This window comes from Sporosarcina sp. 6E9 (genome assembly GCF_017921835.1).
GTDB lineage: Bacteria > Bacillota > Bacilli > Bacillales_A > Planococcaceae > Sporosarcina.
The window spans coordinates 701,249-724,628 of sequence record NZ_JAGEMN010000001.1 but is presented as its reverse complement, the minus strand read 5'-3'; the positions used below and the strand labels follow the sequence as shown (position 1 = coordinate 724,628).

25 protein-coding genes, 3 tRNA genes and 1 riboswitch are annotated in these 23,380 nt (G+C 39.3%); of the genes, 7 read left to right on the top strand and 21 right to left on the bottom strand.

The features are described from left to right. Nucleotides 1-47: 47 nt before the first annotated feature. From J4G36_RS03825 to J4G36_RS03815, 3 genes are read right to left on the bottom strand one after another with little or no spacing between them, the layout of a single operon-like run. On the bottom strand, nt 48-617 hold the full coding sequence (locus J4G36_RS03825; RefSeq protein WP_210468749.1) for a manganese catalase family protein: 570 nt from the start codon (nt 615-617) through the stop codon (nt 48-50). Between the two features lie 16 nt (nt 618-633). Then, nucleotides 634-906, bottom strand: coding sequence for a spore coat protein CotJB (locus tag J4G36_RS03820; RefSeq protein WP_368668717.1), 273 nt, complete (start codon nt 904-906; stop codon nt 634-636). Beyond that, on the bottom strand, nt 903-1,121 hold the full coding sequence (locus J4G36_RS03815) for a spore coat associated protein CotJA (RefSeq protein WP_483315876.1): 219 nt from the start codon (nt 1,119-1,121) through the stop codon (nt 903-905). The genes J4G36_RS03820 and J4G36_RS03815 overlap by 4 nt, the downstream gene beginning before the upstream one ends. Before the next feature lie 332 nt (nt 1,122-1,453). On the opposite strand from J4G36_RS03815, the gene J4G36_RS03810 reads away from it, so the two are divergent. Then, on the top strand, nt 1,454-1,678 hold the full coding sequence (locus tag J4G36_RS03810) for a hypothetical protein (RefSeq protein ID WP_210468747.1): 225 nt from the start codon (nt 1,454-1,456) through the stop codon (nt 1,676-1,678). A gap of 60 nt (nt 1,679-1,738) precedes the next feature. On the opposite strand, the gene J4G36_RS03805 is transcribed toward J4G36_RS03810, so the two are convergent. The 9 genes from J4G36_RS03805 to J4G36_RS03765 form a co-directional block, all read right to left on the bottom strand. Continuing rightward, a complete protein-coding gene (locus J4G36_RS03805; RefSeq protein WP_210468746.1) occupies nt 1,739-2,476 on the bottom strand; it encodes an MgtC/SapB family protein in 738 nt (245 codons plus the stop codon). Between the two features lie 76 nt (nt 2,477-2,552). Continuing rightward, on the bottom strand, nt 2,553-3,164 hold the full coding sequence (locus J4G36_RS03800; protein WP_210468745.1) for a protein kinase family protein: 612 nt from the start codon (nt 3,162-3,164) through the stop codon (nt 2,553-2,555). 327 nt (nt 3,165-3,491) lie between these two features. Next, nucleotides 3,492-4,010 carry a hypothetical protein gene (locus tag J4G36_RS03795; protein ID WP_210468744.1) on the bottom strand — a complete coding sequence of 173 codons (519 nt, stop codon included), beginning with the start codon at nt 4,008-4,010 and terminating at the stop codon, nt 3,492-3,494. Nucleotides 4,011-4,212: 202 nt separating this feature from the next. Next, nucleotides 4,213-5,004 carry a DUF2935 domain-containing protein gene (locus J4G36_RS03790; RefSeq protein WP_246880391.1) on the bottom strand — a complete coding sequence of 264 codons (792 nt, stop codon included), beginning with the start codon at nt 5,002-5,004 and terminating at the stop codon, nt 4,213-4,215. A gap of 101 nt (nt 5,005-5,105) precedes the next feature. Beyond that, the gene (locus J4G36_RS03785) at nt 5,106-6,728 is read right to left on the bottom strand and encodes an FAD-dependent oxidoreductase (protein ID WP_246880390.1); all 1,623 of its coding nucleotides are present in this window, start codon (nt 6,726-6,728) and stop codon (nt 5,106-5,108) included. A 160-nt stretch (nt 6,729-6,888) separates the two neighbouring features. Then, nucleotides 6,889-7,668 carry an alpha/beta fold hydrolase gene (locus J4G36_RS03780; RefSeq protein ID WP_210468742.1) on the bottom strand — a complete coding sequence of 260 codons (780 nt, stop codon included), beginning with the start codon at nt 7,666-7,668 and terminating at the stop codon, nt 6,889-6,891. Nucleotides 7,669-7,877: 209 nt separating this feature from the next. Continuing rightward, entirely contained in the window at nt 7,878-8,618 is a 741-nt protein-coding gene (locus J4G36_RS03775) for an ABC transporter ATP-binding protein (RefSeq protein WP_210468741.1), read from the bottom strand. 1 nt (nt 8,619) lies between these two features. Continuing rightward, nucleotides 8,620-10,251, bottom strand: a complete 1,632-nt coding sequence (locus tag J4G36_RS03770) for an ABC transporter permease (RefSeq protein WP_210468740.1) — start codon at nt 10,249-10,251, stop codon at nt 8,620-8,622. A 537-nt stretch (nt 10,252-10,788) separates the two neighbouring features. Further along, on the bottom strand, nt 10,789-11,853 hold the full coding sequence (locus J4G36_RS03765) for a Fe(3+) ABC transporter substrate-binding protein (RefSeq protein WP_210468739.1): 1,065 nt from the start codon (nt 11,851-11,853) through the stop codon (nt 10,789-10,791). Nucleotides 11,854-12,066: 213 nt separating this feature from the next. Between J4G36_RS03765 and J4G36_RS03760 the strand changes: the two genes are divergently transcribed. Next, the gene (locus tag J4G36_RS03760) at nt 12,067-12,729 is read left to right on the top strand and encodes an endonuclease V (protein ID WP_210468738.1); all 663 of its coding nucleotides are present in this window, start codon (nt 12,067-12,069) and stop codon (nt 12,727-12,729) included. A gap of 55 nt (nt 12,730-12,784) precedes the next feature. Here J4G36_RS03760 and J4G36_RS03755 read toward each other — a convergent pair whose 3' ends face one another. Next, nucleotides 12,785-14,332 (bottom strand): AbgT family transporter, encoded by a 1,548-nt coding sequence (locus J4G36_RS03755; protein ID WP_246880388.1) that lies wholly within the window; start codon nt 14,330-14,332, stop codon nt 12,785-12,787. A gap of 424 nt (nt 14,333-14,756) precedes the next feature. Continuing rightward, a riboswitch (SAM riboswitch) is annotated at nt 14,757-14,868 on the top strand. 89 nt (nt 14,869-14,957) lie between these two features. Here J4G36_RS03755 and J4G36_RS03750 point away from each other — a divergent pair. From J4G36_RS03750 to J4G36_RS03730, 5 genes are read left to right on the top strand one after another with little or no spacing between them, the layout of a single operon-like run. Beyond that, nucleotides 14,958-15,245, top strand: coding sequence for a hypothetical protein (locus tag J4G36_RS03750; RefSeq protein ID WP_210468737.1), 288 nt, complete (start codon nt 14,958-14,960; stop codon nt 15,243-15,245). A gap of 34 nt (nt 15,246-15,279) precedes the next feature. Continuing rightward, nucleotides 15,280-16,656, top strand: a complete 1,377-nt coding sequence (locus tag J4G36_RS03745) for an LLM class flavin-dependent oxidoreductase (protein ID WP_210468736.1) — start codon at nt 15,280-15,282, stop codon at nt 16,654-16,656. A gap of 28 nt (nt 16,657-16,684) precedes the next feature. Continuing rightward, nucleotides 16,685-17,500, top strand: coding sequence for a MetQ/NlpA family ABC transporter substrate-binding protein (locus tag J4G36_RS03740; RefSeq protein ID WP_210468735.1), 816 nt, complete (start codon nt 16,685-16,687; stop codon nt 17,498-17,500). Nucleotides 17,501-17,511: 11 nt separating this feature from the next. Next, a complete protein-coding gene (locus J4G36_RS03735) occupies nt 17,512-18,513 on the top strand; it encodes a methionine ABC transporter ATP-binding protein (RefSeq protein WP_210468734.1) in 1,002 nt (333 codons plus the stop codon). Continuing rightward, nucleotides 18,503-19,156, top strand: a complete 654-nt coding sequence (locus tag J4G36_RS03730; protein ID WP_210468733.1) for a methionine ABC transporter permease — start codon at nt 18,503-18,505, stop codon at nt 19,154-19,156. Before J4G36_RS03735 ends, J4G36_RS03730 begins: the two co-directional genes overlap by 11 nt. A gap of 83 nt (nt 19,157-19,239) precedes the next feature. Here the strand turns inward: J4G36_RS03730 and J4G36_RS18685 are convergent, their stop codons facing one another. The 8 genes from J4G36_RS18685 to rph all read right to left on the bottom strand — a co-directional run bounded on the left by J4G36_RS18685 (nt 19,240) and on the right by rph (nt 23,356). Then, on the bottom strand, nt 19,240-19,374 hold the full coding sequence (locus tag J4G36_RS18685; RefSeq protein ID WP_256439547.1) for a hypothetical protein: 135 nt from the start codon (nt 19,372-19,374) through the stop codon (nt 19,240-19,242). A 126-nt stretch (nt 19,375-19,500) separates the two neighbouring features. Next, a tRNA-Arg gene (locus J4G36_RS03725) sits at nt 19,501-19,574 on the bottom strand. A 313-nt stretch (nt 19,575-19,887) separates the two neighbouring features. Next, nucleotides 19,888-20,625, bottom strand: a complete 738-nt coding sequence (locus tag J4G36_RS03720; protein WP_210468732.1) for a tryptophan-rich sensory protein — start codon at nt 20,623-20,625, stop codon at nt 19,888-19,890. Nucleotides 20,626-21,029: 404 nt separating this feature from the next. Further along, nucleotides 21,030-21,103, bottom strand: a tRNA-Arg gene (locus tag J4G36_RS03715). Nucleotides 21,104-21,346: 243 nt separating this feature from the next. Continuing rightward, nucleotides 21,347-21,420, bottom strand: a tRNA-Arg gene (locus tag J4G36_RS03710). 74 nt (nt 21,421-21,494) lie between these two features. Continuing rightward, nucleotides 21,495-21,989, bottom strand: coding sequence for a YfcE family phosphodiesterase (locus J4G36_RS03705; RefSeq protein WP_210468731.1), 495 nt, complete (start codon nt 21,987-21,989; stop codon nt 21,495-21,497). Continuing rightward, entirely contained in the window at nt 21,990-22,598 is a 609-nt protein-coding gene (locus J4G36_RS03700) for an XTP/dITP diphosphatase (protein ID WP_210468730.1), read from the bottom strand. Next, nucleotides 22,595-23,356 carry a ribonuclease PH gene (gene rph / locus J4G36_RS03695; RefSeq protein ID WP_210468729.1) on the bottom strand — a complete coding sequence of 254 codons (762 nt, stop codon included), beginning with the start codon at nt 23,354-23,356 and terminating at the stop codon, nt 22,595-22,597. The genes J4G36_RS03700 and rph overlap by 4 nt, the downstream gene beginning before the upstream one ends. Nucleotides 23,357-23,380: the final 24 nt, after the last annotated feature.

Sequence of the window (23,380 nt, the reverse complement as noted above, 5' to 3'; positions counted from 1 at the left end):
TTCAAACAACGCTTCCTTTTGAAACGTTTTCGGCAAAAAAATTCCTCCTAAAATATCTTCTTGCGATCACGTTCATCTTTAAGTAATTCTACAGATTCTCTGAATCGCAATGAGTGAATATTTTCGCGTTCTCGTAAAAATCTAAGCGAATCATTTATTAAGACATCGTCAGAGATATCAATCAGCCACTGATAAGTCGCGCGCGCTTTTTCTTCCGCTGCAATATCCTCATACAAATCGGCAATCGGATCTCCTTTTGATTGAATATACGTTGCAGTAAAAGGGACACCGCCGGCATTTTCATAAAAAAGAGAATGACCGTGATTTACGAAATGTGCGCCAAGTCCTGCCTCTTCTAATTGTTCAGCAGTGGCGTCTTTAGTCAATTTGTAAATCATTGTTGCAAGCATTTCAAGATGCGAAAACTCCTCTGTTGCGATATCCGTCAGAACACCAATAACTTTGGTTGGCACTGTATATCGTTGATTCATATACCGTAGAGCCGCTGCAAGTTCCCCGTCAGCTCCCCCGTACTGTTCCATTATATATTTAGCAAGCTTTGGATTGCATTCGCCCACTTCTACAGGATATAAAAGCTTCTTTTCATATACCCACATTACTTTTTCCCCCTTCTCATCGTTGCCATGGCCACGGTGCTTGATTCCATCGCCAGCCCATTTCAAGTGCTTCTTCGGAAGGAATTGAATAAAGTGACAAAGGTCCATACCGCTTTTCGTATTTCCGTCGAATTTCAGCTGCTTTTTTGATTGATTCACGCCACTGCTCCAAAGCTTCCTCATCATCTGGGTGCGTATCGGTGTATAGCGTCAATTCAACGACAACAAAATCGGCTTCTTGAACAAGCAACATCATTTCCCGTTCTGCTTCAAACGCGCTTAGGTTCACGAAATTCCCTCCTCCCGTGAAAATCCGTCTGCAAGAATTGGCCAAAGTGTTCCCATCATAAGTGCTTCTCTTGGCGAAACCTGTTCAAGACCAGGCGGTTGAATGTTCATAAAAATTGGCGGTGGCAAAACAAACTTTTTCACCCTCATTGGCGGACATGGATCTAATGGGGACACATAGGGTTTATAACTTCCCCGGTACCTTGACTGCTCCAAACTCATCACTCCCTCGAATCAGTTTATGAATGAATTATAAATCTGACACTTCGTAATATCATTTCACCCTAAATATATTGGGCTTAGGGAATACGAGCGAGGTTATTTGTAAAAGATTCTGCTTTGCGGCAACAATTGATCATAACGCTAACCTGACAGTCTATCGTTATGATTAGTATCCACCAATAATAAAATATCAAAAAGCAACTCTTGTATTTATTTGATGGAAAATAGCGATTTACTGTTTAAAAGGATTGATAATATCGAATCGGGGTAGATGTAAAGTGTGCACGATAGAAGAGTAGTTAAATTTTCACTAGGAGGAGATTGTAATGGTTACAAACAAATCTAAGTTGTTGAAAGTTGGCGCAGCTGCAGTTCTGTCAGTCGGATTACTCGCGGCATGTGGTGATGACGGTGATGACGATATCATCATTGATGATCCTGACAATGGTGAAGTTGAGCCGAATGATGGAACAGATAATGATGTAGATATTGATATGGACGATGCTGATGACAACCCGGATGAAGATGTAGACACTGACGATAAAGAATAAAATTGATGGACAAGTTTAAAACATAAAGGGCAATAGCGAAACCGCTATTGCCCTTTAATATTAAATAATTTCAATTTCAATTGATTCAATATACGGTAGTGCGTCTAAATCGTTATAAAATTGAATGATTGGTTTTTCCGAAGTAGTCGATAACCGTAACTCCATCTCATGTTTAATTAACTTATCTTTATTGATGATTTGCCTAATTTTCATATGTTCGACGGTCATCTTAATTTCATCAAAATAAGCAATCACATCGGCTATATTTGATTTGTCGGCAAGAATTATCGTGCAAGGAACTTCTTTAGAACGTAATCTCTTTGGTCCAAACTTACTTAAAATAGGCGCAAGCACTTCTACAACAAACATAACGCTAATAACAGCGAATGCTGCCTCAATGTAAAAACCAGCCCCCACTGCGATGCCAATACTCGCCGCGCCCCAAATCATCGCGGCTGTTGTTAAGCCGGTTATTGTGTCATTATCTTTTCTTAAAATCGCACCAGCCCCAAGAAAACCAATTCCACTTACAACTTGGGCAGCAAGACGAAGTGGATCCATTGTCACGTTAATATCATTTCGTGCAGGAACCAGATAGGCCGATTCAATAGAGACGATGGTCAATAGACAACTGAATGTCGCGATGACTGCACTCGTCTTTAATCCAATTGGCTTCTTTTTTATCTCTCTTTCTACACCAATTATTAAACTTAAAAGTAATGCTAATGTAATTTTTATTAATACTTCGGGATACATAGCCTCGTCCGCAATCCATTCCAATACAATCCCCACTTTCATTGAAGTGATAACCTACTATTACCGTTAATCGAATATCTGTAACTTATTTTATGAATTAGTTTAGAAAATAAGTTATTCAAACCCAACTATAAGATGGAAAAAGTCCTTTTTTATAAAGGAATGCAACAATATTTAAGTAAATTGTGGAAATTTTCTTTGGGAAAAAACGTTTAAGGTAAAGCCGATAATATGTTTTCTTCAAATCATGCCATTGCCTGCATTTTTTATTTTGTCGAAAACGTGCCACGTCAATGATTATTATTTCGTCATTTTTAGAGATAAATAGGTTTCTTAAATGAATATCGGAAGGATTTAATCCCTGCTCTATTGCCAATGAAAGTGCATAATCGATTTCTTTAATATGCGTTGGTTGGATGAATTTTCCTTGCGAAACACATTCGAAAAGTGTAGACCCCTCAATATAGTCTATAACAATATAATTCAATCCAGCATCATAAATTGAAGGATAGTAAGCGATATTTTGAAGCATTTGGTATATTTCAGCTTCTTCCTTTGCAATATCTATAAATTCAGGGAAAAATACTTTTATCGCCTTATTACATGACTTTATTTTAAATACAAAGGCACTTCTCCCCGTCCCGATATGCTTTAATGAGTCATCATGACTTACTAAACGATTTTTCTTGTTAATGATGACTGAATTTGCCAGTACTTGATAGTTATTCAAAGCTTGTCCTCCAATATAATAAAAGAAATAAAAAAAAGACGTCATAACCAATAATTGGCCATAAACGTCTCAAAGATACAAAAGACCTCACCAAATAATCGGTAAGGTCTCGCAAACAACTTCAGTTGCCAACAAAACCGAGGGATAATTCCCTGTACTGACGGCTTTGCTGTATTAGCTACTCCCCTTAAAGGAAGATAATATAGTATTTTATTGTAGCCTTAGTATAATCGTTGACTGTTTCGGAGTCAATTTTTGGGGTTGATTTTTGTAACGATTTTTTAGCTGCGCCTATACGCACTAAAATACAAGGTTATTTTGTTGATTTTATCGGTGATATTGGACCCCGAACACGGGATACATGTAATGAGGACATCGCCAGTAATAAGGAGTCATTGCTTGGTTGTGATTTCCCCCCTGCGGCCAATTGCCAGTCCCCATGTTTTGGCTGGGATCTTGATGCATTGGGCTACTTCCTGTACCTGGGCTCTGGCTATGAGGCCACGGGTATGCTGGAACTGCATAAATCGGACCGAAACCGTGGTTCATTTGATTTTGATCGAATAAGGCGGGGTGCGTATCCTGCTGTAACCCTTGACTTTCCGTGCTTTGGTCCAGGTTATAATCCGGCGGGAAGGGTGGAACTGCATAAACCGGACCATGACCATCTTCAAGTTGATTTTGATCAAACAGTGCAGGGTGAGTATCTTGCTGTTGCCGTTGATAATTCCCCATGTTTTGATCACCGTCATATTGTCCGGGAATGGTAAAGTCTGGACCTATAGCATTTAATGATTGACTGTATTGTTGTTTTTTTGGTAATTTACCTTCATTAAAATTATTCATATTCATTTCCTTTCCTGTATATCACCTAATTAATTCACCCGAGTTTTTAGACAAAAGGGAATCTCTTCTTTTAGTGTTTGTTGATAACATCACTATAAGAAGAGAACTTTTTTCATTCAAATAATCTAACATGCTTTCGCTTGGCATCCTGTTTTAACCAGAATACTGGGTCTAGTCCCAAATAATTATTTAAGTCGATTGATTATGTTATCCGTTCTTCCTCCAGATTTCTCCACAGATGATGGGCCTCCCTGGCAATATGCTCCAACAAATCCGGCGGCGCAGTTGTAATAGCAGCACATTTTTTAACTAAATCATCTAATTCCAATTTAAATTTCTCCAATTCCTTTACTTCAGGAATTAGCATATTTTTGAATTGATTTAGAGCCGGGGACACCTCATTACGCGGTGGACGGATCATCGTTTGCAATGCATTTGCTTGTAAAAGTAGACGTTGAAATTTATCGGTCATCTGCTGGATTTGAAAATGTAGGTCATAATTGGATATATCTACGTAATGGCGTATATAACCCAAGTGATCTGCCATTTGTCTTAACCAAAAGACACTTTCATGGATGATTGCGTCTGCCTTGGAAACCTTTTTACCGCTTTCGATATATTTAAAGATTCTTTGAGACTCTTCCGCTTCTCTTACCATATGGTCTAGAAGCGATACTGGTGTGGCAATGATAACATCACAATGCAAGGATTTATCCATCGTATAGGCAAGAAGGCTGTGAAATTCACTGGTGGCGTGCTGTGCCTCATTAATGAGCGTACCAATGTCTCCCTGCTTTTTATCAGCCTTTTCCCATATTTTTCCGAGACGCTGAATATTATTCAGGTTTGCACGTGCCAATTCCGTTTCATAATGACTTATTTCTCTGTCGAAAAAACGACCATGGTCATAATCATTACGTAAATAAAACGCGATAATACCATAGGTATCCCTTTCATAATTATCCGTGTAGGCCATCTCAACACTCCATTCCAAATTAATCAGTACATCCCCATGATATGTTAAGCGAAAACTAAGAGTGACTAATGCCTAAAAACAAAAAACCCTACCAAATAACGGTAAGGTTTGTACATTCATCAATAACCGGAGTCTTCAGACGTCAAATTATCCATCATTGTATAATCATATTTCTGTAGAGGTTTTTCCGCGGGGCCTTCAATTACTTCGCCAGTAAATGAAAATCTGGACCCGTGACAAGGGCAATCCCAAGTGCGATCACCATTATTCCACTCAACTTCACATCCAATATGCGTACATGTTGTATCAACAATATGAAGTTTACCTTCGTCGTCTTTGTATGCACCTTTTCTATGACCGTCCAGCGTAATGACTGCCCCTTCCCCTTTGGATAACTCTTCAGGGTTTGTTTTCGACCATTCAAGCTTTCCTTTGATTAATTGACCGACAACATTGGCGTTTTCTTTTAAAAAGTTCATCATACTCGGATGTGCATAGAATCGTGAAGGCGAATACAACTTTTGAAAATTGTTTTCCTTACCTAAAACCATATCCCGGAACAAAAGTGCGGCCGCAGTTCCATTGGACATTCCCCATTTACGGAATCCTGTAGCTATCAAAATATTCGGTTGTCCGGATGTTAATTCACCAATATAAGGCAATTTGTCTAGCGTTATTAAATCCTGGGCAGACCATCTATAAACGACCTCTTCTATTCCCAGGACTTCTTCGCCAAACTTCTCCAGTGCCTTGTAATGTTCCATCGTTTCAATTCCTTGACCAGTCTTATGATTTTCGCCAACAATGAGTACCATTTCTTCACCGTCAACGGTCACTGAACGCAAGGAACGGGTTGGCTCATCGGCGCTGATATAGATGCCTTCTGGAAACTTCTTTTTCGCTTTGACAGCAAGTGCATACGACCTATCCGCATGCATCCTAGTCGAATAAAGCCCAAGCCCCTCATAAAATGGAAAATGAGAACAAGCGAGCACATGTTTCGCTGTGATTTTGGGCGCCAATTCTCCGCGAGTCAGAACGACAGGTTTTTCACCAGTTTCAATATTCACAGCAGTTGTATTCTCAAAAATCAGCCCACCTTTTTCCGTGATGTGTTGAATGAGGTGGACTAAATACTTGGTCGGGTGAAACTGCGCTTGGTTTTTCATGACTAACACATTTTGTATATCAATATCGAAAGGAAAATTATCGACTAGCTCCCCATCAATCCCCAATTTTTTATAAGCTTCCGATTCTTTCTCAATCTTCTTTGCGTATTTCTCGGAAGTAGCGTATATGTACGCGTCTTGTGTGCTCAAATCGCAATCAATATGATGCTCTTTCACGGTGTCTTTGATAAAGTTCAACGCTTCGATATTCGCTTCGTAATACAAACGCGCGTTGCTTCTACCAATATTACGAATAAATTCATCATAGATTAAATCATGTTGAGCTGTGATTTTTGCGGTCGTGTGTCCAGTTGTCCCATTCAACACTTTCCCTGCTTCGATCACCGCGACTTTCAAGCCTTCATTGACCAAAAGATATGCGGAGGTAATTCCAGTAATCCCCGCGCCGACGATTACAACATCCACTTCTAAATGATCCTCTAAACTTGGAAACTTCGGAAAATCAATATCCGTCCGCCAATAGGACTCAGTATGCTTAGGTAACTTTCCAATTTCATTATTGGTCACTATATATCCTCCATTTCGATACTTGGATAGTAGAAGGATTCCCATTCGCCAACGGAACTATACAGGGACCTATACTCATACTCACACTCACTTAAACAGAAGCTACTCAATATGATATTATCAATTATTATGATCTGTTTGGTTAGCCGTTAAAGGCCATGGGAAGTTAAGCAGAATCATTTATGTTCGTCAGTATAATAATATTTTACTTTATTATTACTACATCTTGTGGTGATGTACCTTCCTGTATCCACTTTCCTATCATTTGGTTAAAGAAATCAGGATTCGCCAAAGATATTCCGTGACCCGCGTTAGGAATAATTATCCCAGTGCAACTTGAATTACTCGAAACTATTTCTATCGCGGAATTTTTCATGACTGATTTTTCTTTCTCACCAACAGTAACCAATATCTTACTCTCTACTTTTTTAAAATCGTTGGGAATTTCAAACGACATATTTTCTTCTAGTATTCTAATAAGTGTATCTGATTTCATTTGAGTGCTTTCCCTATAATATGTTTCAAAGTATTCTTCATCAATGAAGAGTGTTTTCGCTTGAAGTTTTGAGAACGATCTAACTTTAACTAAAGGATAAGTTAGTTTTATGGACGGTTTTATCATTTTCCTAAGAATTGAATTGGGCCTAACCAATGCACTGTTAATGAACGCATAATCAATCAAGCTGGGATTAATACTTAACATTTGAATAGCTATTTGTGCACCTAATGAGAAACCAATAACAATTACTTTCTTACCGTTTGCTATTTCTTCTATCAACTCATTTATTTTCTCTGCACTGAATTGTATTGTAAAATTTTCTGTATGTTTACTTGCCCCATGTTCAGGTAAATCGATTGTCATGCAATGATAATTACTGAAGTATTGAATTTGTTTATCCCACATCCAGCTACTTACTCCGCCTCCGTGTAAAAACACCATTAACGGAGCGTTCTTATCCCCATACTCTCGATAAAATAAGCCCAAACAATTCACCCCTTCGATAGTTGAATAAGAGTTCATTAAATATTTGGAATGGACAACCTACATCTTCTAATAATCATACCACACGTTTTATCACTGGATTACTTCGATAAACATATTAAAAAAAGCATTGCTAAAAAGCAATGCTAAGTTAAATAAGTTTTGTACTACTCAACTGAACGGGTTACGTATAAAGGATAAGGCTTTTTTGATCAAACACCAATTAATTCTTCGTAAGTAATTTCAACCATGCCGGGTATTTCCGTCGGTGAAACACCGAGCAGGTCACAAGGACGTCCGATTTTATCGATTTTGCCGTCTTTAATTTTTACGATGCGGTCTGCGAGTGCATGAGCGTCATTTTGATTATGCGTGACAAAAATAGCAGTTGTTTTCGCTTTCTTTAAAATCCGTCTGAGATCTCCGCGAATTTTCACTTGCAAATCTGTGTCCAGGTTACTGAAGGGTTCGTCAAGAAGAATTAGTTCAGGTTCGGGTGCCATCGCTCGCGCAAGCGCGACACGTTGCTGTTGACCACCACTTAATTGGTGTGGGTATCGTTTTTCGAACCCAATAAGTTCAACCAGTTCAAGAACCTCTCTAGCCCGCTTAACTTTATTTTTACGACTCATTTTCGGGAGCCCGAATATTATATTATCTTCAACACTCATATGCGGAAAAAGCGCGTAGTCCTGGAATACCATACCGATTCCTCGCTTTTCAGGCTGGATAAATGTCTCTTCGCAAAACATTTTCTTGCCATTCAGCATAAACGAACCTCCTGACGGCATTTCCAATCCCGCAATTAAACGCAGGAATGTGCTTTTTCCACTTCCGCTGCGTCCAAGCATTGAAATAACTTCCCCTTTTTCTACTGTGAAGGAAAAATTGTCAACCGTTCGTGTGGAAGAATTAGAATAAGAAAAATTTAAGTTACTAATTTCCATATACATATTATTTCGGCTCCTCTCTAAGTAACCTATGGAAAACGAAAATTGCTAGCGTACTCACGCCTACAATCAATAGTGAGGCTTGAGATGCTTCCATAATCTTTTCATCGCTGGCATATTGGAACGCCTTTGTGGCGAGCGTGTCATAATTGAATGGCCGTAAGATCAACGTTAAAGGAATCTCTTTTAGTATATCTACAAACACAAGGATAAATCCACTAATAATTGCACCTTTCATCATCGGAACATCAATTTTGAAAAAAGTTCGAAGGCTGTTGGCGCCTAGCATACGCGAGGCATCACGGAAATTTGTACCGATTTTATCGAAACCAGATTCAATCGAATTATAACCGATTGCGAAAAACCGGATGACATAAGCGCTAATCAGCATGAACAGATTGACGCTAAGAACAAGTTCCGAGTCGACACCAAAAATTTGGTAGACAGGCGCTAAGAATCGATCAAGCGCAATGAATGTCGTTATAACAGCAACTGCCACAACGACACCGGGTATCGAATAACCAAGAACCGTCAATTTCGGTAATACTTTCGCCAACTTGTGTTTGACGGATCGACTAAAGTTTCCGACAACCAATGAAAATACTATTATCAAGAACGCACCTAACCCTGCCACGATAATCGAGTTTTTCGTGTAAAGCAATACATCCTCCATCGGTACTTTTCCAATTGTGAGAATGACCCAATCAATCAACTGCAAAATTGGAACGAGAAACGCTACGCTAAAAATAGCAACTGTGTATAGCGTCGCAAAGGCTGCTTTTTTCCCTTTTAGTTTTACGAGTGGAAGCGGTCTGACTTTTGTCGTCGAATAACTGTATTGCTTTCCGCCACGCAATAAGCGTTCAATCATCAAAATGAAAATGACAATGACCATAAGCGAGGCCGCTAGTTTGATAGATGACGCCAGATCACCAAGTCCGAACCAAGTTTGAAATATCGCTGTACTAAAGGTCTGGATACCGAAATACTTCACTACCCCGTAATCGTTTAAAACTTCTAATATGACTAAACTCGCACCGCCAATAATTGAAACGCGAGAAATCGGAATAACAACTCTAAAGAAAATTTCCAAAGGGCCTTTCCCTAAAGTACGCGCACTTTCAATTAAGGATGCCGATTGATGAGATAGAAAAATTCTTGTAATCATATAAACGTACGGATAAAGAACCAATGTATAAATGAAAATCGCGCCCGGAATATTCATAATGTCAAAGTAGGCAGGATTCGGTGTTATATCAAAATGATTACGTAGCGTCTTTTGAATGACCCCCGTGTAATTTATGATGCCATGGTATGTATAAGCACCAATAAAAGGAGGAATCGATAAAGGAAGAATCAGCGCCCATTTCATGAAGTTCCGAAGTGGAAAATCATATTGTGCAATAAGCCAAGCAAGACTAAGCCCGATTGTAATTGTGAACAGCGCTGTAAAGAAAACGAGTGTGAGAGTCGTTTTTACATAGTTTAAAAGCATGAACTCTTTAATATGCGTCCAATTTTCACTTGCTGGAGCAAAAATGCCTAATACGATCGACAAATTCGGTAAAAACAGCAAGATGATAATTAGTACGGCAGAAATTGTCCACCCATTGACATTAGCGAAACGCTTGTTCATAGCAAAATCCATCCTTTATCCCGCATTAACGTACCGTAAGCCCCACCACTTCAAGATTTCCAAGTGACTTAAATATTAGTGGGGCAACGGTTCGTAAATGCCCGATTGGTTCAACTAACAATCATTTGAGAAGAATTGAGATGCATTCTACCCAAATGATTGAAGTTTCACTTTATCCCGCATTAACGTACCGTAAGCCCCACCACTTCAAGATTTCCAAGTGACTTAAAGAATTAGTGGGGCAACGGTTCGTAAATGCCCGATTGGTTCAACTAACATTCATTTGAGAAGAATTGAGATGCATTCTACTCAAATGATTGAAGTTTCACTTTATCCCGCATTAACGTACCGTAAGCCCCACCACTTCAAGATATCCAAGTGACTTAAATATTAGTGGGGCAACGGTTCGTAAATGCCCGATTGGTTCAACTAACATTCATTTGAGAAGAATTGAGATGCTATTCTTCTAAAATAATAGAAGTTTCACGTTACCATTTCCGCAATCCCTTCCGAAGAATTTCGGAAGGGGTCCAACTTTTATTTCCAGCCGACTTCGTTAAAAATCATGATTGCTTTCGCATTGTTTTCACCGAGTGTCGATAATGGAATATCTTGTTCTTTAAAGTCTCCCCATGACTGAAGGAGTTCTGAAGGTTCTACATTTTCATTCACTGGGTATTCATAATTTGCAGAAGCAAACTTGCTTTGAGCTTCTTCGTCTGTAAGGAATTCAAGGAGTTTAATTGCATTCTCCGCATTTTTCGAACCATTGACGACTCCTGCACCACTAATATTTACATGTGTACCCGTTGTCTTTTGGTTTGGGAAGAAAACACCTAGGTTCTCAGCTACTTTCACTTCTTCAGGTTCTGAAGAATTCAGCATTTGTCCGAAATAGTATGAGTTCATAATAGCGACATCACCTATACCTGCTGCGATTGCTTTCGCTTGATCGCGATCTCCGCCTTCAGGATTTTGTGCAAAATTATTAACGAGACCTTGCGCCCATTCTTTCGCTTTCTCTTCACCATCTATTTCGATGAACGAAGCGAGGAGTGACTGGTTATAGACACTTTCTGATGAACGAACGAGCACACGGCTTTTCCACTTGTCTTCTGTAAGTGCTTCATATGTGGAAAGTTCCTCAGGTTTTACTTTATCCTTATTATACACTAGAATACGCGCACGTTTAGTCAAACCGACCCACATATCGTCAACATCACGCAATTTTCCTGGGATTTGTTTCGATAATTTGTCACTTGACACGCTTTGAAGGAGTCCTTCTTCTTTCGCACGGTAGAGCCTACCAACGTCAGCAGTTAATAATAAATCCGCTTTTGTTGCAGTTCCTTCACGTTTAATCCGTTCGATGAGTACGTCTGCTTCGTCTTTGATAACGTTTACTTTTATGCCAGTTTCTTCTTCAAATTTTTTGTATAATTCATTATCCACGTCATAATGACGGCTCGTATACAAATTCACTTCCGACTTTTCGGATTTCTTTGCACCTGTATCTGTGCCACTTTCTTTTTTGGAAGCACTTGTGCATGCTGAGAGTACGAGCATCATGGCGATAACAATTAAGAATAAACTCTTTTTCATATTTTCCAACTCCAGACTTTGTTTTGATTGAAAATGATTCTCAATATCATGAATAAATATATAATGAGATCATATAGAAGTCAATTTAATGTATATGTAGTTGCTAATAAATAGGGCCCTTCCCTAGTGATATGTTTCACCAAATATGGCGGTGCAATTATTTCGAATAATTCATGTTGTGTTAGGAAAAGATTACATCGAGAAGGTGCATAAATGATTATTGAAAAATACAAAGCCATACAGACCGAACTCGCACGCGATATCTGCTTAAAAAATAGATTTCATAGGATTAAATTCTGTGCTGGCGTAGACATCGCTTATAAGGAGTTAGATGAGGCAGAATGGGGAATCTGTAGCATTGTCGTTATCGATTATGCGTCGAAAGTGGTTGTTGAAAAAACCTCCAGTGCCGGGAAAATCACCGTTCCATACATTCCGGGATATTTAGCTTTCAGGGAACTTCCCCTCGTTATTGAGACCGCTAACAAACTCTCTATAGCACCGGATTTATTTATATTCGATGGTAATGGTTATCTACATCCCCGCCATATGGGGATTGCAACACATGCTTCTTTCTTTTTCAATAAACCCACAATCGGCGTCGCGAAAAATTACTTTAAAATAGACGACGTGGATTTTATGATGCCTGACAATGTTTCGGGCTCTTATGAAAATATCATCATAAAAAATGAAGTATGCGGCAGAGTCTTGCGATCCCATGAAAATGTGAAGCCTATATTTATCTCTTGCGGAAACTATATCGACTTGCAAACAGCTACAGAAATCACGATGAGCTTAATTAACAAGGAAAGTCGAATTCCGATTCCAGTTAGATTGGCTGATTTAGAAACGAAGCGGTTGAGAAAACAACTTTAAAACAAGATTTCGTTGCATAAAGCCAAAAAAGCACCCCGTAGGATGCTCTTAAAACTTACTTAGGATTCAAAAATAATTCGCCTTCTGGGCCGAGTGGAATACCGAGTAAATACCATGCCGCGAACAAAATAATCCACATAATCGAAAAGGCAATAGAGTACGGTAGCAACGACGACATAAGTGTCCCAATCCCCATTTTCGGATCATACTTTTTCGCGAAAGTTAAGACAATCGCGAAATAGGCAAGCATCGGCGTTATTGGATTCGTAATGGAATCCCCTATTCGATAGGCCATCTGCGTCAACGCCGGACTATATCCCAATAACATAAACATCGGTACGAACACTGGTGCTAGAATCGCCCATTTAGCTGAAGCGCTGGCGATTAAGAAGTTAATAAGTGCTGCCACAATAATAAATCCTATTAATAACGGAAGCCCTTTCAACCCAATAGATTCTAAGGTTTCGGCTCCTTTGATTGCAACAATCGGACCTAAATTACTCCAATTGAAGAAGGCGATCATTTGTGCCGCTACGAATGCAATAACGATATACATACCCATTCCAGACATTGCTTTTGCCAAATGATTCGCCATGTCTTTTGAATCGTTAATGACCTTCACGACTTTCCCAAAAATAATTGACGGTACTAGAAATAAAATCATCATTAATGGCACTAGGCTGTCCATTAAGGGAGAAACAGTTAAGGAGCCAGTCTCTGGATGCCTAAACAACCCATTTTCGGGAATTGATAGACTGAGGATTACAACAGCCATTACCGCTACTGAAACTCCAGCCCAAAGTAGCCCCTTCTTTTCTGCTGTTGTCACTTCATCCAACGTCTCGATTTCACCTTCATATTTTCCAAGACGTGGTTCAACGATTTTAGTTGTGATAAAAACAGCTGTCGGAACTAAAAACAATGTCGAAACGACTAGGAAATAATAGTTCATCGCTGGATTTGCGATGTACTCTGGATCAATCATCTGAGCACCAGTCTGCGTGAAGCCCGAAACTAACGGATCCAAAACACTTAATATCAGATTTGCACTAAATCCACCGGCAACTGATGCATACGCGGCTGCCAAGCCTGCAATGGGATGTCGGCCCAATGCAATAAATATCATTGCAACGATTGGAGGCAACACAACCATTGCAGCATCTGCAGCTGCGTTTCCAACGATAGCTACCAACACAATTGTTGGTAGAATTAATTTCTTAGGCGCGTTTAATATGGTTGTTTTCATTACGGCCCCAATAAGTCCCGTTGACTCTGCCAGTCCAACACCTAGCATTACTACCAGAACCAAGCCTAGCGGAGGAAAACTAGTGAAATTCGCTACGAGATTCGTTAATATCTTGATGATTCCTTCGCCATTAAGCAAATTAACAACGATAATTTCTTCACCGTTACCCGGGTTTATCGCTGTTACACCAAGTAAGGAAAAAATAGTAGAACAGATTAAAATTAGGCCTGCAATATACACAAATAACATAACTGGATCGGGTAATTTGTTTCCATATTTCTCAATAAGGTCTAGAAACTTATTAAAAAAACCGTTCTTTTTATCATTTTTTCCACTACTAACTTTTTGCGAATTCAATTTTATCCCCCTTTATTGTCATCCTTTTTCAATATACGTTTAAAATAGATTACTATAGTTTTCCAATTTGTCAAACCATTTTAAATGATGCATCAATAAACTTCTATCTCTTGAAAAACAATCAATCTCGCGCATATTCAGTATCATCAGTGCACAATTCATGGTCCATTAATCCTATATCCTCAGTTGGTAAGTTCATCCAATAACACGTCAAGATTTGCATAACTCGTCACTATCACTACATCTCCATGTTTTTTCTGTCACCATATTTTGATTCAAGTTAAATAACGAGACTTTTCACTCATATCCGATTATTCTATGAAAACCTCTTGACTCTTTCGAAAAAGGTAGATAGAATCCAATCTAACGTTCGAACAGACAAATCTAGCTATTCGATCGGCGATTAAAAATTGAATAAGTAAGCTTCTTATCAAGAGAGGTGGAGGGACTGACCCTTTGAAACCTCAGCAACCAGCAATTTTCAAGTGTATGGTGCTAAGTTCAGTAGAATACATTCGTATTCTTCGAGATGAGACGGCTGAAATTACAGCTAATTTTTGTATTTCGCCCTCTTCTCATCTTGAGAAGGGGGTTTTTTATTTATTCGTATAGGAGGTGTTATTTGATGACCGTGGATGTTCATTTGCCGGATCTTTCATTCGTCCGGAAGGTTGAAGCGACTTTTCACATCAACCGGGGTGTATACAATACAATCGACGCATGGTTTTATGATCACGAAATCGTACATATCACAGAAAGAAGAATGAATATCCTTAAGTTTTTGCAATACACAACAGCGAATCTGTCGGAAGAACAATCGACAAAGCGACTCCACTTCCCTGCTGGATTAACGAATATGTTGGAAAGTTATGTGGAACGCCAAGAAATTGGAAACGAATCAGTCTTTGCATAGTTAAAACGCAACAAAAAATTAGGAGGAATTTATAATGACAAAAAAAAGAATTTTATTAAACGCATTTGATATGAACTGTCCGAGTAACCAATCTCCTGGACTCTGGTCCCATCCAGACAGTGAAGCACATCGCTATACGGATATAAACTACTGGATTGAGTTTGCAAAGTTATTGGAAGACGCACAGTTTGACTCCGTTTTCTTAGCAGATGTACTAGGTCCGTATGATGTTTATGAAGGTAAAAGAGACGCTAGTTTAAGGCAAGCAGTGCAATCCCCTATCAATGATCCACTGCTGATTGTTCCAGCAATGGCTGCAGTTACAAAAAAATTGTCATTCGGCATTACCGCGTCCGTCACCCATGAACATCCTTATACATTTGCACGTCGCATGTCGACATTAGATCATTTAACGAAGGGCCGGGTTGGTTGGAATATTGTAACCTCCTATTTGAAAAGCGCAGCATTAAATATGGGCCTTGCGGAACAAATTGCACATGATGAACGATATTCAATCGCTGAAGAATATTTAGATGTTTGTTATAAATTATGGGAACAAAGCTGGGATGAAGATGCCGTCGTTCGTGACACCAAAAGAAAGATGTATGTGGATCCAGACAAAGTGCACGACATTCAACATAAGGGTAAGTATTTCACAGTTCCAGGTGCTCATTTATGCGAACCATCCCCTCAACGAACACCAGTCATTTTTCAAGCTGGATTATCGCCAAGAGGAAGTGCATTTGCTGCAGAACATGCGGAAGGTATTTATGTTTCCATGCCAACAACTGATATTGCACGAAAGTTTGTCGATAAAATACGCGGTCAGGCAGAACAGTTTGGCAGAAAAGGCGAAGACATAAAAGTGTATAGTCTTTTCACTCCGATTGTTGGTCGAACACAAGAAGAGGCGGAAGCCAAGTATGAGGATTACAAACAACATATTAGCATTGAAGGCGCGATGAGCTTATTTAGTGGATGGACGGGAATCGATTTATCTGAATACGACCTAGATGAAGATTTGCAGTATGTTGAAAATGATTCAATGCGTTCACGTGTTGAAATTTTCACGAAAGTGGACCCAAACAAAAAATGGACCATTCGAGAAATTGCTGAATTTGTGGGTATCGGCGGGATTGGCCCGGTAGTTGTCGGGACACCTGAAAAAATCGCAGATGAAATGGAGCGCTGGGTTAACGAAGCTGACGTCGACGGGTTCAATATCACATACGCAATTAAACCAGGATCCTTTAAAGATTTTGCAGAATTGGTCACGCCTGTTCTACAAGAACGTGGATTAATTCGTAAAAAAGGTGATGTATCAGCGTCGACAATGCGCGGAAATTTATTCGGAAATAATCAATTGCCGATAAATCATCCAGGGAAAAAGCATTCAAAGGTCACTGTTTAATTCATTGATAATATAGGGGGGAAATAACATGAAAAAAATAATTAGTTTTTTGCTAGTCTTGTCCACTTTGCTCATCCTTGCTGCATGTTCATCTGGCGAAGCAAGCGGAGATAAAAAAGAGTTAAAAATCGGGGCGACATCAGGACCCTATGCAGACCAACTGAAAGAAAGCATTATTCCATTACTGGAAAAAGACGGTTACAAAGTAAAACTCGTTGAATTTAATGACTATATACAGCCTAATCGTGCACTAGAAGAAGGCAGTATCGATGCAAACGTCTTTCAAACGTCTGTCTATTTAGAGGCTTTCAATAAAGAACATAAGACGAATTTGGCAATCGGTCACGCCGTCCCTACCGCACCAATTGGTTTGTATTCAGAAAAGCATAAAGATGTTTCTGACGTAAAAGAAGGTATGAAGTTAACATTGTCAAACGACCCGGTTAGTATGGCGCGAGCCCTTCAAATGTTGGAACGTTTCGGATGGATTACGCTTGCAGGTGAAATTGATCAAACTCGTGCTTCTGAAAAAGACATCGTTGATAACAAATACAAATTAGATATTGTGGCAATGGACGGCGCACAACTTCCACGGTCTTTAGGTGATACTGACTTTGCATTCATTAACGGAAATTTCGCAATCGCCTCGGGCTTAAACTTAGAAGATGCTGTTCTCTTGGAGGATACACCACCGGAATTCATGAATAACATTGCCTATCACAAAGACAATTTGGACGAAACGTTCGCAGCGGCTATCAAAAAAGCTTATCACTCTGAAGCATTTTTAAAATATACAAACGAAAATAATGCTGGATTCACAAAACCCGATTATCAGACAGAATAGGAGGTGCTACAGTGATTGAACTTGTGAATGTCACAAAAAGGTATCATAGTGTAACGGCCGTTGATAATGTCAATCTTACCATTCCGAAAGGTGAAATTTTCGGCATTATCGGTTACAGTGGCGCTGGAAAGAGTACATTACTCAGATGTTTAAATTTGCTGGAAAAACCAACAGAAGGTCAAGTGCTCATCAATAAAAAAGAATTGACGACAATGTCTAAGATAGAAGTACGAAAAGAGCGCTTAAAAATTGGAATGATTTTTCAACACTTTCACTTAATCAGTTCCGCGAAAGTATATGACAACATTGCCTTTTCCATGTTAGCGGCTGGAAAAACAAAAACTGAAATTCAGCAACGCGTTCCGGAGTTGCTAGAAATGGTCGGCCTTGCCGATCGTGCCGATTATTATCCAGCTCAACTTTCAGGTGGCCAGAAACAGCGTGTCGGGATTGCCCGCGCGCTTGCAAACGATCCAACTGTCCTACTTTGCGATGAAGCAACGTCTGCACTCGATCCTAATACGACAGCATCTATTTTGAAATTGTTAAAAGAAATAAATCAAAACTTAGGGATTACAATCGTACTCATTACGCACGAGATGGAAGTTGTACAACAAATTTGCCACCGGGTTGCTGTGATGGAAGATGGCAAAGTGATTGAGGTAAATGAAGCTTATGAATTGTTTGCTGACCCACAAACACCGCTGGCCAAGCAATTTGTTCAAACCGTTCATTCTTTAACATTGCCAGAACGATTACTAGAGGCTAGGACAGGATCAATTGTACAAATCACATTCCGCGGCGACTCTGCAGAAGAAAGTATTATCTCGGAAACAATCCATCGTTTCAAAGTCATTGTAAATATTTTACATGGCCAGATCAGCTATATACAAGATCGTCCTCTAGGTATTCTAATCGTTGAAATTAAAGGCGAACAATACGAAATCGACCGCGCAATCGAATATATTACGATTCGCACAAACCGTTTGGAGGTGCTTGCTGATGTCTCTTAACTTGCTAAATGAATTTGGTGTCGCGTTTTTGGAAACAGCTTGGATGTTAACCATTTCAGTGACGCTGGCAGTGCTAATAGGAATTCCGCTTGGCATAGGACTGTTTGTTACGAGTGAAGGCATGTTTTGGCAAAATCAAGTTCTACAAAGTATATCTGGCACGATTATTAATATTATTCGGTCCATTCCATTCGTCATCTTACTCGTCGTACTTCTTCCATTGACGACACTTATTCTCGGGACGTCAATGGGACCTACTGCGGCAAGCTTATCGCTAACGGTAGCGGGCATTCCATTTTACGCTCGACTAGTGGAAAACTCTTTACGTGAAATCGACAAAGGTGTCATTGAAGCAGCTGAATCTTGCGGCGCTTCCCCATGGCTAATTATTCGAAAAGTATTATTGCCTGAATCGAAATCAGGACTCATCGCAGGATTGACAGTAACAATTATTAGTTTGTTAAGCTATTCCGCAATGGCAGGAATGATCGGCGGCGGCGGTATCGGCGACTTGGCGATTCGTTTCGGATACTACCGCTACCAAAATGAAGTGATGGTCATCACCGTCGTCTTCTTAATCTTCCTTGTTCAACTTATTCAATTTATCGGCGACCGTGCGTCACATGCGGCTGATAAAAGGTGATTTAACAACCAAAAAGCCCTACATGCGCTGATAATACAGCATGTGTAGGGCTTTTTTATTGAGGAAGAAATATCTGAACTACTTTATTTATCTGCTTGTTGTTGCTTTCTCTTCAAATACTCCGTACGTATCTTTTCAAGATGTTGCTTTTTATCAAATTTGGCAGGCTTGTTTTTTTCATGATACTTTGTCACAGCCGCCTTACCTTTATTATCCAATTGATATTTCCCCACATTGTTCACCTACTTTTCTTGTCTTCAAATAGAATCTATTCAACAATAGTTATTTTCAATCAAAAAATGAAAAGCCTTGTAAACATTAAGTCTACAGGCTTTTTCATGATACGTCCCAGGAGGGATTCGAACCCCCGACCCACAGCTTAGAAGGCTGTTGCTCTATCCAACTGAGCTACTGAGACAATTTTATGTATTGGTCATGGAATGTTTTCAAACCAAAATATGTCTACAAATTATGATAACACATTCATTAGGTTCTATGAAGGATTTATTAAATTTATATCTATTTACACTATTCCCAACAATATCATAATAGAAAGGTTGCATTTTTCAGAGAAGATAACTAATGATTAGCTATAAAAAATTCACTATTCAATAAAAAAGGGTTACTGATTAATAACCCTCTTTGGTATGAATTTGATTATTTATTTAAAAATGGATAAGCTTTATAGCCTTCGGAACTGCCACCATAAAACGTACTACGTTCTGCATCTTTCAATGTTCTGAATTAGTTCTGCTAATTTTTGAAAAAACTACATATAAAACAGTGACACTCATAATAATGATACAATTCAGTGTGACCAAATTTATAATCTCTTCCTGATCTTTAACGTAAATCGCGATATAGGACCATATAAACACAAGCGGATACAAGGCATCCTGATTAATAAGTGAGAACGATACAGCCAGAGCGCATCCGAAAATGAGCATAATAACCGTCCAGTCTAGTTCTCCAATCCCAAGAAATGTTTCGATATCATTGCGAACAAATAACGTAAAAACATTTACAATACTGGCTATAGAAACCCATCCTAGATAAATTGAGAATGGGACAAGATCAAAAAGACCCCTGTTTACATTTTGTTTTATTTTTCTATAGATTAAAATGATCGAGAGTAATAAAAGAAGAATAATAACCGTAGACAAAAGAATCTTTTGTTGCGTAAAAGCTAGAATCCAAGCCCCGTTTAATAGAAAGTTTATAGGTATAAGTCTTTGAGTGTCGATGTAGACACTTACTTTTTTACCGCGAACAAAAAAACCTTTTACTATCCATAAAAACAAGAGAAAATAAATGAGTATCCAAATTGAAAAAGCATATCCTGCTGGCTGAATTAGTGCAGTCTTTTCATTTGCTATACTCCCCACATTTGATCCTGCGTAATAATTAATGGCTATCATCAAGATAAAAAAGATCAGATTAACAATGGCTATTCTACTTGATACTTTCACCATTCCACCTCCTAAAGTATCGGTACCCGTGATTTTTGTGTTGATTTCCCACACAGGTATCTGACAATTTTAACCCATACTGAAAGTCGCCGGAATACCAAATAGTATTCCTACTAGTTTCGTAATAGCAAAAATCATTTCCCGTTTCAATACTCTACCCTTTCATTTGCTTGATAATCTAAGTTTATTAAACAACATTGCTATATATACAAAATAGGGTTGGATGATTATCGCCAATAAAAAACCACTTTTAGCTACTACAAAGTGGTTTAATGTATTAATAAAGGAATAAGGCTCGTTTTCATTCGTATTCTTACAGAAATAAAAAAGCGCCAGAAACATTTACCTAACAATGTTTCTGGCGCTTTATTTAGGTTTTTATCTTTGCAGATTTCACCTTGTTACGTCCCAGGAGGGATTCGAACCCCCGACCCACAGCTTAGAAGGCTGTTGCTCTATCCAGCTGAGCTACTGAGACAAGTTTATGCATTGGTCAAACAATGCTTTTCAACCAAAATATGGCTACAACTTATAATAACATATTCAATAAGTTCTTTGAAGCCTTTATTAAATTTGTATCTATTCACACTATTCTCGACAGCTTTTTAATAAAAATATAGCATTTTTAGAAAAAACTGTAAAACAAAAAGCGCTTGAACATTGTATAACCAATGTCCAAGCGCTTAACTGTTCGTTCAACATTTCTCATTTTAAGCCTATACGTCCCAGGAGGGATTCGAACCCCCGACCCACAGCTTAGAAGGCTGTTGCTCTATCCAGCTGAGCTACTGAGACATGTCTTAGCAACATATGGTATTGTTGCGACAAGTACTATTATAGGCAGGACAAAATGGAAAGTCAACACTAATTTAAATCTTTTTTATTTCGACTGTTTCAACCACTTCATGATCCATGTTTTTGAAGGTGACGACTGGGGTTTCATCCCACTCAACAACCGCATATGTAGCGGAATTTCCGCCTCTCGGCAACAACGTGCTACCTGGATTGACAAATAATATACCATCTTTCATTTCCGCGCCATATAAATGAGAATGGCCAAATAATACTATATCGGCAGCTTTTTCCTTTGCGCGGTAATACAATTCCATCAATGAACTTTTCACATTATGTTCATGGCCATGAACTGCTAGAATCATTTTACCTTTAATTTCTGTAACGACTTCACCCGGATATTTCGAATCTATATCGCAATTTCCTCCGACTCGAAACATCGACGACAATGTTTCATCATCGTATGGAAACTCACTATCCCCGCAGTGGAAATGTGCATCTGCCGGCAATGAAGAAACGGCTTTCACCGTTTCTTTATCCCCATGATTATCACTCATAACGATTAATTTCATTTATAAACCAACTTTCTGTATTAATTGTGGTAATTTCACACGAAGTTTTGCAAGCGCATCTCCTCTATGTGAGATTAACCCTTTTTCCTCAGGCGATAGTTCCGCCATAGAACGTTTTTTACTTGGGACATAAAAAATTGGATCATATCCAAATCCATTCGTTCCTTGTCGTTCCTTTAAAATAATACCTTCGCAACTTCCAGAGAAAGTTTCAGTCTCGAGTCCTGGCCCCGCGATTGCTAGCACGCAACGAAATCTTGCAGTACGTTCGGGCTCTTCCACTCCAGTGAGTGCGCCTAATGCTTTATCAATGTTTTTATCGTCAGTACTGCCCGGCCCTGCATAACGCGCTGAGTAGACGCCAGGCGCGCCGTCTAGCGCATCGATTTCAAGCCCGCTGTCATCGGCAATAACAGTTTTCCCGAGAAGCTTGGAAACTTCTTCCGCTTTTAATATCGCATTTTCTTCAAAGGTCTTACCCGTCTCTTCAACATCTATTTCTTGTTCAATGTCGTTTAATGTTAATACCTTTATTCCAAGCGGGGTGAACAATGCTTCAAAGTCTTTTCCTTTCCCCGCATTATTTGTCGCGATTATAACTTCTTTCATAGTGTCTCACCTTCTCCTTTGCCAACCAAGTCTGCAATTGGTCCGAGTGCATTTTTCTGATAACCGATCAGTTCTGTAATTCCTTTTTCTGCAAGTGACACAAGGCCATTCATCTCATCTTTTGTAAAGGTCGCTTCCTCGCCTGTCCCTTGTAATTCAACAAAAGCACCAGCACCTGTCATAACGACGTTCATATCGACAGCTGCGGAAGAATCTTCAACATAATCCAAGTCTAGAATAAGTTCATCTTCCATTGATTTCCCGACACTAGTCGCGGCTAGAAACTGCGTAATCGGGAATTTAGTCAATTCTTTTTCTTCATGAAGTTTAGCTGCTGCGATCGTCATGGCTACAAACGCGCCTGTAATCGATGCAGTTCTCGTTCCGCCGTCAGCTTGAATAACATCACAGTCAATCCAAATTGTACGTTCGCCGATTGCTTCAAGATCAATTACTGTGCGCATAGCTCGTCCAATTAGTCGTTGAATCTCCATCGTCCGCCCGCCTAACTTGCCACGCGTCGCCTCACGCTGCGTCCGCTGCCCTGTAGCACGTGGTAACATGGAATACTCTGCCGTGACCCATCCTTTCCCGCTCCCCCGCAGGAAGTGCGGCACGCGGCTTTCTATCGTAGCTGTACAAATTACTTTTGTGTTTCCTACTGTAATCAGCACCGATCCTTCTGGATGAATCAAATAATCTGTTTCGATTGTAACCGGTCTAAGTTCCCCAGCATTTCTTCCATCATGTCTTGTCATAAAATTGCCTCCATCATTAATATA